The organism is Bradyrhizobium sp. LMTR 3, from assembly GCF_001693485.1.
Lineage (GTDB): Bacteria > Pseudomonadota > Alphaproteobacteria > Rhizobiales > Xanthobacteraceae > Bradyrhizobium.
Genome location: NZ_MAXC01000012.1, coordinates 642,988 through 656,615 on the forward strand (window position 1 = coordinate 642,988; position 13,628 = coordinate 656,615).

The 13,628-nt window shown below is 61.1% G+C and carries 8 protein-coding genes; 4 read left to right on the forward strand and 4 right to left on the reverse strand.

The genetic code is table 11. The features are described from left to right. Window positions 1-10 precede the first annotated feature (10 nt). On the reverse strand, window positions 11-1,006 hold the full coding sequence (gene dusA, locus LMTR3_RS12615) for a tRNA dihydrouridine(20/20a) synthase DusA (protein WP_084029550.1): 996 nt from the start codon (window positions 1,004-1,006) through the stop codon (window positions 11-13). Window positions 1,007-1,140: 134 nt separating this feature from the next. Here dusA and LMTR3_RS12620 point away from each other — a divergent pair, with 134 nt between their 5' ends. After that, the gene (locus LMTR3_RS12620; protein ID WP_065745317.1) at window positions 1,141-2,259 is read left to right on the forward strand and encodes a site-specific integrase; all 1,119 of its coding nucleotides are present in this window, start codon (window positions 1,141-1,143) and stop codon (window positions 2,257-2,259) included. A gap of 357 nt (window positions 2,260-2,616) precedes the next feature. Beyond that, window positions 2,617-3,561, forward strand: a complete 945-nt coding sequence (locus tag LMTR3_RS12625; RefSeq protein WP_141686569.1) for an ATP-binding protein — start codon at window positions 2,617-2,619, stop codon at window positions 3,559-3,561. A gap of 305 nt (window positions 3,562-3,866) precedes the next feature. Here LMTR3_RS12625 and LMTR3_RS12630 read toward each other — a convergent pair whose 3' ends face one another. Beyond that, window positions 3,867-5,066, reverse strand: a complete 1,200-nt coding sequence (locus LMTR3_RS12630; RefSeq protein WP_084029551.1) for an extracellular catalytic domain type 1 short-chain-length polyhydroxyalkanoate depolymerase — start codon at window positions 5,064-5,066, stop codon at window positions 3,867-3,869. An 812-nt stretch (window positions 5,067-5,878) separates the two neighbouring features. Between LMTR3_RS12630 and LMTR3_RS12640 the strand changes: the two genes are divergently transcribed. Both LMTR3_RS12640 and LMTR3_RS12645 read left to right on the forward strand, forming a co-directional pair. Continuing rightward, the gene (locus LMTR3_RS12640; RefSeq protein ID WP_210184689.1) at window positions 5,879-8,293 is read left to right on the forward strand and encodes a PD-(D/E)XK nuclease family protein; all 2,415 of its coding nucleotides are present in this window, start codon (window positions 5,879-5,881) and stop codon (window positions 8,291-8,293) included. Beyond that, on the forward strand, window positions 8,290-11,583 hold the full coding sequence (locus LMTR3_RS12645) for a UvrD-helicase domain-containing protein (RefSeq protein WP_065745322.1): 3,294 nt from the start codon (window positions 8,290-8,292) through the stop codon (window positions 11,581-11,583). The genes LMTR3_RS12640 and LMTR3_RS12645 overlap by 4 nt, the downstream gene beginning before the upstream one ends. A gap of 847 nt (window positions 11,584-12,430) precedes the next feature. Here LMTR3_RS12645 and LMTR3_RS12650 read toward each other — a convergent pair. Beyond that, window positions 12,431-12,952, reverse strand: a complete 522-nt coding sequence (locus LMTR3_RS12650; protein WP_065745323.1) for a hypothetical protein — start codon at window positions 12,950-12,952, stop codon at window positions 12,431-12,433. Between the two features lie 448 nt (window positions 12,953-13,400). Further along, the gene (locus LMTR3_RS12655; protein WP_065745324.1) at window positions 13,401-13,607 is read right to left on the reverse strand and encodes a hypothetical protein; all 207 of its coding nucleotides are present in this window, start codon (window positions 13,605-13,607) and stop codon (window positions 13,401-13,403) included. Window positions 13,608-13,628 lie beyond the last annotated feature (21 nt).

The following is a 13,628-nucleotide window of genomic DNA, read 5'->3' on the forward strand; positions in this document are numbered from 1 at the left end:
CGCCTAGGCTTTATGCCGCGACCGGCTCCGCCGCGCGATCCTCGACCAGTGCGATCGCGTCCCGTAACACTTCGACGCCTGCGCCCGGCCTGACGCCCTTCCCCGCAAGATGGCGGCGAAAGGCGCGCGCGCCGGGCACGCCGTGAAACGCGCCAACGAAGTGTCGCGCCATCGCATGCAGCTTTGCTCCTCGCGCCAACTGGTCTTCGATGTAGGGCAACATCGCTTCGAAGACGTCTTTCATCGTCGCGTGAGGTGCCACCTCGCCGAATAATTCCGGATCGACATCGAGTAGGCGCCACGGCTCCTGATAGGCCGCCCGGCCCAGCATCACGCCGTCGACATGGTCGAGATGCCCCTTGGCCTCGGCAATACTGCCGATGCCGCCATTGATGATAATCGGCACATCCGGCAGCACGGCCTTGAGCCGGTAAACCCTGTCGTAATCGAGCGGCGGGATGTCGCGGTTTTCCTTTGGCGACAATCCGTTGAGCCAGGCCTTGCGGGCATGGACGATCAGCGCGTCCGCGCCGGCCGCAACCACGCCGCGCGCCAGCACGTCGAGTGCCATTTCCGGGTCCTGATCGTCGATGCCGATCCGGCATTTGACTGTGACCGGAATCTTGACCGCGCGCTTCATGGCGGCCACGCCCTCGGCGACCAGCGCCGGCTCCGCCATCAGGCAGGCGCCGAAGCGGCCATCCTTCACGCGGTCGGACGGACAGCCGACGTTGAGATTGATTTCGTCGTAGCCAAAATCCTCGCCGATCCTCGCGGCGGTAGCGAGATCATCCGGAACGGAACCACCGAGCTGCAGCGCCACCGGATGCTCGCTCGGATCGAAGCCGAGCAGCCGCCTCCGGTCGCCATGAATAACGGCGCCGGTCGTCAGCATCTCCGTGTAAAGCCGCGCGCGCCGGCTCATCAGACGGTGGAACACGCGGCAGTGCCGGTCGGTCCAATCCATCATCGGAGCCACAGAAAAGCGATAGTCTTGCAATTTCAATGATTTATCCTATCATCTCAACAGGATGAAACACGAACATGTGCACTCAAACTAGCCGAAATTGCACACGTTTGTACCCGTTTTGACCTCTCGGTGCACACGTAGCGCACACGAATTAGGGAGTGCACACGGCCATGGCCAGCTTCACTCAGTTGCCCTCCGGGAACTGGCGCGTCCAGGTCCGTCGCAAGAACCGCTATGTGTCAGAGACCTTCCGCCGTCGCAAGGACGGTGAAGATTGGGCGCTCGACATAGAGCGCAACATCGACCGCCGCGGATCACCGAAACCAAAGGCTGCTGCGCAGGCTCGTACATTCGGCGACATCATCGATCTTCATGTCCAAGATATGCACGAAGTCGGCCGTCCTCCCCGCCGCTCTAAGGCAGCTGTCTTGGAGGCGCTGAAAGAAGCTTTGGGAGGAGTGAAACTCTCCCAGCTCAATCGTGAGCGACTGATCGAATTCGGTCGAAAGCGGGCTAAGCAAGGTGCCGGGCCGGCCACGCTCGCGATCGACTTCTCATTCATCAGAACCGTTGCCACACATGCTGCCGCTGTGCACGGCATTGAGGTCTCGGCTGAAGAGGTTCGACTAGCGCGCTTTGCAATGAAGCATTTGAGTCTTGTCGGCAATTCGGAGGAGCGAGACCGGCGGCCAACTCAAGATGAGCTCGATGAGCTCATCGAATACTTTGAAACCAATCGTCGGCAATTCATCCCGATGGGCCGCATCGTTCGGTACGCTGTTGCGACAACTATGCGGCAGGAAGAGATTTGCCGTCCCGACTGGCCCGATGTCGATATGCAAAAGAGGCTCCTAATCATTCGCGACCGCAAGGATCCTCGGGCCAAGGATGGCAACGATCAGAAAGTCCCCCTGCTCAATCTCACCGGGTACGATGCATGGGAGATCCTGCTCCAACAGCGCATTATTACTAGAGGTTGGGGACGCGTCTTTCCGTATAACCACCGTTCAGTGAGCGCGGCATTCACGCGGGCCTGCGATGAGTTGAAGATCGAGGATCTGCATTTTCACGATCTGCGGCACGAAGGCACCAGCCGCCTTTTTGAAGCTGGACTGACAATCGAAAAAGTCGCGCTAGTTACTGGCCACAAGGATTGGCGGACGCTGCGGCGCTACACGAAATTAAAGCCTGAGGAACTCCACAAGCTTCAAGCAGCACCGCAGCCGACACTGGAAGAATTCATACGGACGCTGAGTTCCAGCGAGCGAGCGATCGAAAGCACTCGTTGAAGTTGGACTGTTTTTCGCTTCGTTTGTCTAGAATCGAGTCCAGCTTCCCCAGGGGAAACCCAGGGTGCAGAACTAACTCAAAGTCGAGGAAACCTTCACTGGCAATCCCGAGCCAAAGCCGTCTCCCGAGGGGAAGGTGTAGAGACTAGACGGGCAGCACCTAACGCGAATCGCCCAGGTGAAGGGATAGTCCAGACCACGAACGCCGGATGGGCGGCGGCGAAAGCCGAAGTGGTAAGAAAATCCGTGGGGCCGCAAGGCCTGTGCCGGTTCGAGTCCGGCCGCCCGCACCAATCCTCCACAGGTGTATCAGCCCGTTCACTAGTCATAGCGGTTGCACTGCCCTACAGTGGAACCATGCAAACCGTTCATAACCCTGACCGCTATATGACGGACCTCCGACAGATAATGTCGCAGGGACGAAAGAGAATTGGACTTTTTATTGGCGCTGGCGCTCCGACCTCAGTCAGAGTCGACAGCGACGGAAAAGTTGTCCAACAAGGCGGCGGTCCTCTCATCCCCGATGTCGCAGGCCTGACGAGTTATGTGGTCGGAGGGCTTGAAGCTGCAGATCGCTCCGTGCTCGAAAGCATAAAGAGCAAGCTCGGCGCAAATCCAAACATTGAGGCTCTCCTAACCCAAGTGCGACGGCTCGCTGTAGCTATTGGGGCGGAGAAGATTCATGGGCTTGACGGCGCCGGATATGACGCGCTTGGACAAAGAATAACCGTGCTCGATCTATCCGGAGTACCCAGCGGCGTGCTTGAGCAGCTGATCGGAGCGATACTGATGATCGTTTACGATTCGTTGTTCTGGAGCCGAGAGAAGACCGAGGGCGGGATCGATATGCCCCTACTGATTGTGATGGAAGAGGCGCACCGCTATCTCGCCACCGGCAAATCCAATCTCGCCTCACTCACGGTGCAGAAGATCGCCAAGGAGGGCCGAAAGTACGGTGTCGGCGCAATGGTCATCAGTCAGCGCCCGTCAGAGGTCGACGAAACGATTTTGTCGCAATGTGGCACATTCTTCGCACTGCGGCTCGCGAACCCCGTTGACCGGTCTCGTATTCAAGGCACTCTCCCCGATGGATTAGTTAGTCTGCTCGACGTTCTGCCGGTGCTTCGAACTGGTGAGGCCATTGTGACCGGTGACCTATCCAAGCTCCTTCGAGGCCAGTTGAAGCTGGTTTCGGTGGAAATCCACCTGATTCCATCGGCGTGCGCGCTTGACGCATCGCCTTGCAACATCGAGCGCACAACCTGTAGTTCGATGTCGCCCGGTACGGGTCGATTCCATTGAAAAAGGCAGCAGTATTTCGATGTAATGGCGGCGGCTCCAATGCGGCCGAACGGCTTCGCCGGCATTTAAGCCGACTTGAGGGCTTGTATCGAAATCAGTTTGGCAATCTAACGGTGGCTGCGAGGCCCGACGACTTCCGCATCGCCGCCATCAAAAAAGCAGCAGCTTCGGCTAGGCAGCTTCCTGAAGCTGTCACCGAAGACCCCCTCCCAATTCTTGCGGCTTAGAACAAACGATTTGTCTGATTTGCTTACCGGCCTGCGAGCCGACTCCGTCTCGCACGTGGCCTCGCTGTGCGGTCCATTTCAATTGCGGACGCTATTCAGGCCCCAAAACCGAGAAATCTCCGTCGCAGCACATATGCTGGTTGAAACCACGTAATCGCCCGGTTGCCCGCAATCTGCAGGACCATTGGTCTGTATTGGGAACGCATGGCCGAGACCTTTGACCGTCACGGCTTCAACCTCGATAGCGCCCGAATTGTCCGCGTATAGCTGGCGTGTAATAGGTCCATTTGTCTCAGTGCGGATTGGTGTTGCTGATGCGTGGTGTATGGCTGTCCACTGCTCGACCAGCTGCTGTTCGTTGAGCGGAACGACAGTTGTGTCGGCGTCTCCCTGCCAGATCGAAATCCGCGGCGCGCGTCTCTCCAGCTGCTGCCCTTCGCCGAAGCGGCGTCGCCATTCTTCAGGCAAAAGGTCGATGCCGGGGTTCATGCACTGCAATGCAACGCTGCCGTTGTCGGCGCATCCGTAGGGTACACCAGCCACGGTCGCCCCGCCGGCGAAGAGTTCCGGATAGGAAGCAAGCATGGCAACAGCCATAGCCCCACCGGCGGAGAGTCCGACAATGTATACTCGCGATCGATCGACGGAATATCGTTCAATCATCGCCACAATCATCTGCCGGATCGAAAGCGCCTCGCCACTGTCTCGCTTGTTGTCTACCGGCTTGAACCAATTGAAGCAGCCAAGTGGATTGTTGACCCCGTACCATCCTTGGAACCAATCGCCGAATCCTGGGATGTAAGAGATGTAGTAAAGGAATGACGGAAGACCTTTCTGTTCGGGAAGCAGCAAAAAAACTTTCGTTCTATCGGCAAGAGCCAACCAGCCGGCATCACTTGCGAACGTGGTCGCTTTCTGCTTGCAGCCATGCAATACAACGATCAGCGGAGCTGCAGGATTTATGCTCTCGGGCACATAGCTGAACATCCGCAGATTGCCTGGGTTTGAACCGAATTCCTTCTCCTCTCGTGGCTCAGCGGCCCCTGCATGAGTGATGCACCCCACTGTGATCAAAGTAGCGAAGAGAGCAAAGCATAGGGCAGCCTTCAAAGCATCCCTGCGGATCGGTATTGCCAAAGCACGAGTTCTTGGTGCCATAGCAGCCGCCCACCACAGCGCGATGCCTCGGCAGACACCTACTCGTTGGCCATGGTCCTGGCTTTTCAGCGCGCGCCGTGCGCCGACCAATGGACTGGGGACGACAGTTCGATCGTGCATCTGATGCTCCCGAGCAAGCAAAAATGGACCTACCGTTGGCGTTCGGGGGTAAGCTAGTTCACATTCGCAGATTATTTTTTTGTAGCTGCCAATCTACGAGCCACGAGCTTCGCCGGCTTGGCGCGCGGACTTCGTCGAGATTGTCGAAAAGATTGGCGTCACGGATACAAGAGCGGCTGATAGGGATGTCCGGATTTGAGACCGGCGATCCGATCCTTTTGCTAAATGGCCTGGCCCACGATCCGGAGCTGCCCTGCATCAAGCCGGAACATTCTTCCGCATCGAGCACGAGCCTAGTAGCCTGGATCATCCCTTTTGATGAGCGATCGAATAATCATTCATCAAGGATGGCCAAGCATTTCTCAATGCATTGCGTCGATCTACCGGCGATTCGAAGCTTGCAGTGAGGATCAATCAGTCGTCCGCGCTCTCCTGACGGTTGCCTGCGATCGTGCCTTCGATCAAACTCCCGCCTGGAGAAAGTGTCGGAATCGACGATCGCGCGCTTCGTTCGCGGGCTTCACCCGGGTAGAGCGAGTGCAGCTATCAAGCTGATGAGAAACAAGGAAGTTTATCTGGTGCGAACTCGAACTACCGTAGTCGAGGGTTCTCTCGCATTTCAAATGCGCAGGCTCGCCGCGGCGCGTGCAGGGGAATCGGGACTTCAAATTCTCACCCTGCCGCAGCTCGGTGCGAGACTTGCTGGCGGCTTCGCTAGCCCGCTGACCCTCGAGGACCTAGAGCCGGCGATACAATCGGCTTTGGATCAGGGCGGGTTCGATGATCTCGAATCGGTGCGACAGCTGCCCGGAATGGCTCGGGCGCTGGCACGAACGCTTCGGAAGCTATGGGAAGCCGATCTCGATATTTCCGACGGCACCCATGCGCAGAGTTACCGCGCACGGGAACTGAACCTCGTCGCGGAGCGGTTGAGGCTGATCTTGCCGAAGGCCATGCTCAACCCGCGCGAGTTGCGCAATTCCGCGCTGGAGCGGATCGCGCATTCGTCGCGCTTGCTCGGTCCCGTCCGCATCGAGGGACTGTCCTACGTCGCACCGGTCTGGCGGCGGCTGATCCAGCGGCTTTCCGAGGTCGTTCCAGTCGAGTGGTGCGTTCCACCGGGGGCGGAAACCGGCTGGTTTTCCGGCACCGTGAACGTGGCCGAGCCAACAGAGCAGCGAGGCGCGCCCGCCGTCATCTCATGTGCTGACCCTCATCACGAGGTCGTCGAGAGCCTGCGCTGGGCGCGCGAACTCGTCGCCTCGGGGGCGGCTAAGCCGCACGAAATCGCCATCGCCGCCGCTAGTCCCGCGGCCTGGGACGATCACTTCCTTGCTCTGTCGCCACAAGCTGCCCTCCGGATCCACTTCTCGCATGGCATACCTGCACTATCGACCCGAGACGGACAGCGCTGCGCGGCGCTCGCCGACGTGCTGATGCACGGAATGAGCCAGCGGCGCGTCCGGCGGCTCTTCTCGTTGTGCCGGGACCGGCTCGGACTTTTCGGTGACTCGCCGGACCGATGGCCGAAGGCGTTGCCCCGGGGTGCAACGTTGCCCCGGTTGGAGGACTGGAAGCGCGCACTCGAGGCGGCCAGGCTGCGCGATCCTTCACTTGGCTCGCCGGAGGATATCCTTTCGCTGCTGGAAATCCTGGCGAAGGGAGCGATGGCCTCGACCGAGGCGGCGGCGGCTCTGCTACGCGGCCGCTCCTTGCGGATCTGGAGTTCGGCGACGCGCTGCGCGCCTGTCGACGCGATCGAGCTCTCGCTGCGGAACGTTCGCCTCGCGTCCGAGAGCGATGCGGCGGACTCGATCGCCTGGTGCTCCGCGCGCGATCTCGCCGCCGCGCCCCGCCGATTCGTCAGGCTGCTTGGACTGACCAACCGAGGGTGGCCCCGCCGGGCGACTACCGATCCCGTCTTGCCGGGTCATATCGTCCCGGCGAGCGAGCTGGACCCCGATCCCGCCCCACGCGCCGACCGCAGGCACTTCGAGATTATTCTGGATGCCGCCGTCGGTGGCGCGGTTCTGTCCAGGAGCCGCCGGGGAGCCCAGGGCAGCCGGATCGGAAGAAGCCCGTTGCTACGGGACCTGCCGGAAATCGCCCTATCACGCGCCCGCACTCCAGCACACGCGTTCTGCGAGGCGGACAGGTTGATGGCTCGTCCGGGGGAAGCCAGTGAGGTGCCGCTGATCAGATCGGCGGGACGCTGCTGGCATAACTGGCACGTGGACGAGCTCACCGAGCACGACGGACGCTTTGCGCCGGGCCACCCAGCGATTCGGCGCGCCATCGAACGCGTGCAATCGGCGACCTCGTTGCAGAGACTGCTGCGCGATCCATTGGGCTTCGCGTGGCGATATGCACTCGATTTCGACGCGCCTCGCGAACGCGCCCAGCCGCTGACCATCGCTCCCGACGAGCTCGGCAAGCTGGTCCACGAGCTGCTCCGGCGCGCCGTAGATTCCCTCGAGCCCGATCCCGGATACGCCAGGGCTTCCGAAGCGGATATCGAAGCCGCGCTCAAGCATGCGGCCACTCACGTGCACGAGTCGTGGCCGCTTGAGCGTCCCGTGCCTCCGAAACTGCTGTGGACCAACACGGTCGACTACGCGTCCGCGATGGCGCTCACCGGACTACTGCACAGGGACATCCGCGAGGCGAGCACGCGCAGTTGGACCGAGGTGCCTTTCGGGCAGTCCGACGATTTCCGGGCCGACAGGGAGCTTCCCTGGGATCCGACGAGACCCGTTCCAATGCCCGGCACGCCGATCCGGTTGCGCGGCACGATCGACCGCCTCGATCTGCGAAGTAATCCCGCGGCGGCCCGCGTCACCGACTACAAGAGCGGCGGCCCGCCGACGAACGCGTCTCGCCTGGTGATCGGAGGTGGCGCCGAGCTACAGCGCTGCCTTTATGCTCTCGCGTGCCGCCAGCTTCTCGAGGATGAGCCGGTGGTGGTGGCACGCCTGCTGTATCTATCGGGAGAGCCGCTCGCGGTGAAGCTGAACGATCTCGACGGCGCGCTCGAACAGATCGCTGCTTTCGTGAACGAGGCCATTGCCATGCTGAATGGCGGCATCGCGGTGCCGGGACGACTGTCGTTCGACAGGTCGAACGATCTCCGCTTGGCGCTTCCGGCCTCGCCCGGTTACGAACGGCGCAAGCGAAGCGCATTCGGCAAGGCTGCCGCGAACCTGTCTCCTTTCTGGAGCCATCCGTGACGGAAGAGACAGACGATCGGGACCGGCTTCGCGCTCTAGCCGAACTGAACTCGACGTTGATCGTCGAGGCCGCGGCGGGCACCGGTAAGACTTCGCTGCTCGCCGGCCGCGTGGTGATGCTTCTTGCCGAAGGCGAGGATCCCGCCTCGATCGCCGCCATCACCTTTACCGAGCTCGCCGCGGGCGAATTGCGCCAGCGCGTCGCGCAGTACCTTGAGTCTTTGCTGTCCGGAAAGGTTCCGGAGGAGATGAAGCTTTGTCTGCCGGCCGCTCTCGGTCCAGAGCGACGTGACGCGCTCGGCACCGCGGCCGAGCGTCTGCACCAACTCACCTGCTCGACGATCCACGGTTTCTGTAACGACCTGCTGAGTGCCTATGCCGTGGAGGCCGGCATCGATCCCGGCGCAGAAGTCATGGACCGCGACCAAGCCGACTTCGTCTTCGGCGCCATCTTCGAGCAGTGGTGGCGCGATCGTCTGGACGCGCCGACGCGCGACGACGATCCGGTCAGCCTGATCGCGCGGAAGGATCCCACCGGCGCGGAGAAGCTTCTACGGGAATTCGCCAACTTCCGCCGCCGTTACCGCACTGCCCGGCCGCGCGGCCCAGATCTCGATGCCGACGCGGCGATCGAGCTCGCGGAGTGCGTCCGAGAGTTCAGGCGCTGGGCGGTCAGCGTCGGCACACCACGGGAAGCCGAAACGGAGATCGAGAACCTCGAGCGTCTCGCCGCGCATTTCGGCGCCCTTTCCGCCTCTCCCGGGTTCGAGGCTTTGTGGGACTTGGCCCATCCCGCTCGGCTCCCGATCATGAGGAAAAACTCCTTCGATCTTCAGGAATACCGGCGGCGTTCCGTGTGGAAGCGCTTCGGGGGCGCCGAAAAGGGCGATCACCTCGCCGCTCGAGCGGAGGAGCATTACGGGCGCTGTCGCGAGGCATATGGCGCGCTGATGGGGCGCATCGCCACTTCGCTGGTGAGCACGTTTTCGGCCGAACTCGACAGATTGCTCGCAGAGTACGAATCATTCAAGCGGCGCGCAGCCGCCCTGGACTTCGACGATCTGCTCTTCACCTGCCGCGACGTGCTGCGGCGCCACCCGCAGGTCCGCGCCGCCGCCGGCGAAAGGTTTTCGCGCATCCTGGTGGACGAATTCCAGGATACCGATCCGATTCAGGCGGAGATCATGTTCCTGCTTTGCGCCAAGGATGCGGACGGCGCCGCCTGGCACGAGCGGCGCCTCGAGCCCGGCCATCTCTTCGTGGTCGGCGATCCGAAGCAGGCGATCTACCGATTTCGCGGCGCCGATCTCGCGACCTACCTACTTGTACGGCGGGCGATAGAAGCGCAATTCCCGGGCAACATTCTCCGCATCACCGCGAACTTCCGCTCCCGCCGCCAGATACTGGATCACGTCAACCGGTGCTTCGAGCTGCCGCTGGTTGCGCAGGAAGCCGGCTACGTCGCGCTTCGCGGCACCCGATCCGATGCGAACCACGGACTGCCGTGCGTCTCCAAGGTAACCGTCGAACTTCCACCGAACACCTGGCTGGACAGCAGCAGGGACGAGGAAGCCCGCGTCGTCGCCGAAATTTGCTCACGGCTGATCGGAAACGTCGAATTCGCGCTCAACGACGGAAAGCGCCGGACCCTCGCGCCCGGAGACATCGCCCTATTGGCACCCGTTTCGACCGATCTGTGGCGCTACGAGCGGGCTCTCGAAGAGGCCGGCCTGCCGTTCGCCTCCCAAGCCGGCAGGAATCTCTTTCGGCGCCAGGAAGCGCAGGATCTGGTCGCTCTGGTGCGTGCGCTCGCCGATCCCCGCGACACCATAGCACTGGGCGCCTTGCTGCGAGGTCCGCTGGTCGGATTAACTGAGCAGCAGCTGCTCGACATCGCGGCACAGCTGCGCGGGCCCGATGGCGTGGCCGGATCTGGCAAGCTGTCCTTGAACGTCGATCCTGCAGCGGTTCCGAATGAGATCGCTCGAGAAGTTCTCAACACGCTGCGCGACCTCCGCCGGCGGCTGCGGACCACAGCCCCGGCCCTCCTCCTCGCTGAAGCGGTCGAGCGGCTGCGGATCCGCGCGATCGTCGTTGCGCGAAGCGTCGATCAGGCCGCGCGAGCGCTCGCGAACGTCGACGGGATTCTTGAGCGGGCCCGAAGCTACAGCGTGCGGGGATTCGCGCGGTTCGCGGAGGACCTCGAAATAGATTGGTCGAGCGGCATCGGTTCGACCGAGGGATTGGTCGAGTCCGATGGTCGCTCGATCGAAATCGTGACGGTTCACAGCTCGAAAGGACTCGAATGGCCGGTCGTGATCCCGATCAATCGAGCCTCGATGCCGCGCCGGAGTGAACCGTTCGTCTACCGCCGAAGCGATGACAGCCTGCATTGGGCACTGGGCGCCATTACGCCGCCTTCTCTTGAAGGCGCTTTGCGGGCCGAGAATCGGGAAAGACGCGACGAGAGTCTGAGGCTGCTGTATGTCGCATGCACCCGCGCGATGGAGCTACTGATCGTCCCCGACTTCACCTGGAGCGACGATTCCTCCTGGGCGAGACTGCTCGACCTCAAGCTAGCCGATACCCCCGAACTGGACCTGAGCGGCGTGCCGCGCCGCCCCTTCGACGCGCCGGAAGCGACCGAGAACACGCAGACGGCCGATGTTTTCGCGGCGCAACAAGCACGGATCCAGGACGCCTTTCAGCCGGTCAAGTGGGTCCGGCCGAGCGACGCCGATCCAGAGATCGTACAAATCCAATTCTCACCATCGCTCACCGAGGAGCCGCTCCAAGCTTCAGTCGAGGTCGACGGCAGTCGCGCGCGAGGTATTCTCCTGCATAAGCTGATGGAGGAATTCCTGACGCACGAACTCGCCCCCGTCGGTGACGACGTGCGCGCGAGGGCCGCCGTCCTCACCGATCAGCTGTTCTCGTCGCTTGCATCTCCACACGGTTTGCCTGATCCGGACGAACTGGCTGCCACGGCACTTCGTACGCTTGCCTTGCCGGAGCTGCAGCCGTTCCGGGACAGCCTCATCGCAGAAGTACCGATCTACGGCGAGGTACCGCGTGCCGACGCGCTCGTCTCGGGACGCGCAGACGCGATTGCGCTGAGCGAGGACGGAGGTAAGATTGTATTCGACTGGAAGAGTGACGTCAGTCCCAACGAGCAGGCGCGTGCCGACTACCGGCGGCAATTAAGTCTGTATCTTCAGGTCTTGGAGGCCGAGCGAGGCGCCGTCGTTTACATGACCTCCGGCCAGGTTGACTGGGTCACGCCTCCATGACCCCGTGAGGAATTCGTTTCGAGGATTTGTTCGCCCGCTCTTGAGGTGACCACACCCGAAGAAGTTGCGCAGGATGAGGCCCACGGGCCCTTGAGAGAATACGCGAGGGCGCGAAATCTGCGCCTTTGTCGACGTTCAAGGCGCATACTGCTCTATCAATCTCGAACACGGCGACACCGTGCTGCGCAATCCGGCCCAGCAATCCAACCATGACGCCTCGCGAAGAGGCTATTCGCATTGTGGGCCAATTGGCCGAACGGCCGTCCCTTCCGCGGGCTCAAAGGTAGAGAGGAGTGGTTTGCCCGGCCTCGGAGCCTTTTGCCCCGCGCGACCGACCAGTTCCATAGTTTTCCGAACTGCTCCAAAGGTATGTCGGCTACGCTGGGAGTGGCCCGGCTCCGGTCTATCCAGAGATGCAGGATGACGTGATGGTTCGGGCACAGCCATTCGTGCTCGTGATCGGGCGCCTCGAATCCAAGCTCAAACTGTTCGTTCAGAGGTACCACATGGTGAGCCTGCGTGATCGGCTCGAACCCGCTGCAAACGAAGCATTTCTTGCGTGGCCCCGGATCGAACGCCAATCGCGGCAGCGACCCAGGCTCGCTTCTGCACGGCTCGCGTCGCGGTCACCTTCCGCTGAACGGCGCCCATGTCCGCAGCCAGCATGGCGCGCTGCGATGGAAGTCTGCCAGGCTCTCGAAACCCAATCCTCAAAGATCTCATCTTTCCGGATGGAAATATGCTCGAAACCCTGCTCTTGAGCCCTTGGATGAAAGCGGCTCGGTCTAACCGCTGCACAACGTTCATTCTCTGCTTACTGTCAAAGGTATCCCTCGCAAGTCTTGGATTACGCATCACTCCCAACCGGCAGCCTTACCCCAATAAGATTGCGGGCGCCGTCGGGCCTATGAGCCAAGAAATAGCCGAAAGTGTCTGGAGGCGCTTCTCCGCCGTTCGCACGAACCGCATTCGTGATTATCTCGCGTATTTCCTGCACTTTCCGCGCAATGTCGGTGTCGACCACTTCATGAGCGATCAGACGTGCGCACTTGCCGTCTGCAAGGTCAAACGCGCCAAGCTCACTGCTAGTATTAGAGTGCTCGACGCCCATTCCTGCAGCGGTGATACACAAGCTGACCACCGTGGTGAAGCCGACAGCGGCCGAGCTAACAACTCGAACATTCGTCCAAGCGTTTTTGGGTCGCTGCTCTTTAGCCAGAACGAACTCCGAAGCTGGAAAATAAATGCTGAATGCGACGATTACTCCTGGCAGTGCGGGGGGCGGCTTGTCCCAGATTTCCCACGCTCGATTTTGGTCGCCCTTGACGAGCCTTGGACTCGAGCGAATAGCTTCCTGAGTAAACCCCATGCGCCATCTTCCGCTCGCATGCAAGCTGACCTTGGTGTCTTTGAACGCGTCTCTGCAGGCGAGGTAAAGTTCGCATCTCTTTTCCGTCCAAACCCGCCAAGAGTGAGAAGTCAACCCGTCTGGATTACCGACTGCGAATCGCACAGGTGCGTTCTTGCGGCCCGCCGTACTATTCGACATGTGTCATTTCATCGCCTGATTCCCTGGGCAGTGACCCCGAATCGCACCGGCAAGTAGGGTATCATCGTCATTGGTCCGTCTGCATCGCAAACGCGATCTTGCAGTTGCCATTGAAAATCACAGTCTCCTGTCGAGATCGCCCGGTCCATCATCGAAGGCACCACGCAGTACCCGGATAATCACCCTGGGTTTGGTTGCAAGCAGGGCTTTTGCCGGCTCACGGCCAGTATCCACCCTCATCGTCTTCATCGATCACATCTGGGTATTCCTAGCCTGCGTATGCGAGGCGAAAATTGACACAGGTTTCGCCGAAGCCACCTTCGTATTCGGCTTGTTCGGAGAAGACCCCCGTAAACGGTCCGCCAGAACCTTCGCTGCGCCGGCCACAGATGTTCCAGGACGCGCTGCGTGAGGCGTCTAGCATCGAGCCAACGATCGCGTCGCAGAGGTCGTTGACGTTGAGGATCTTCGTCATTTGAGGTTCTCGCGCCGCCTG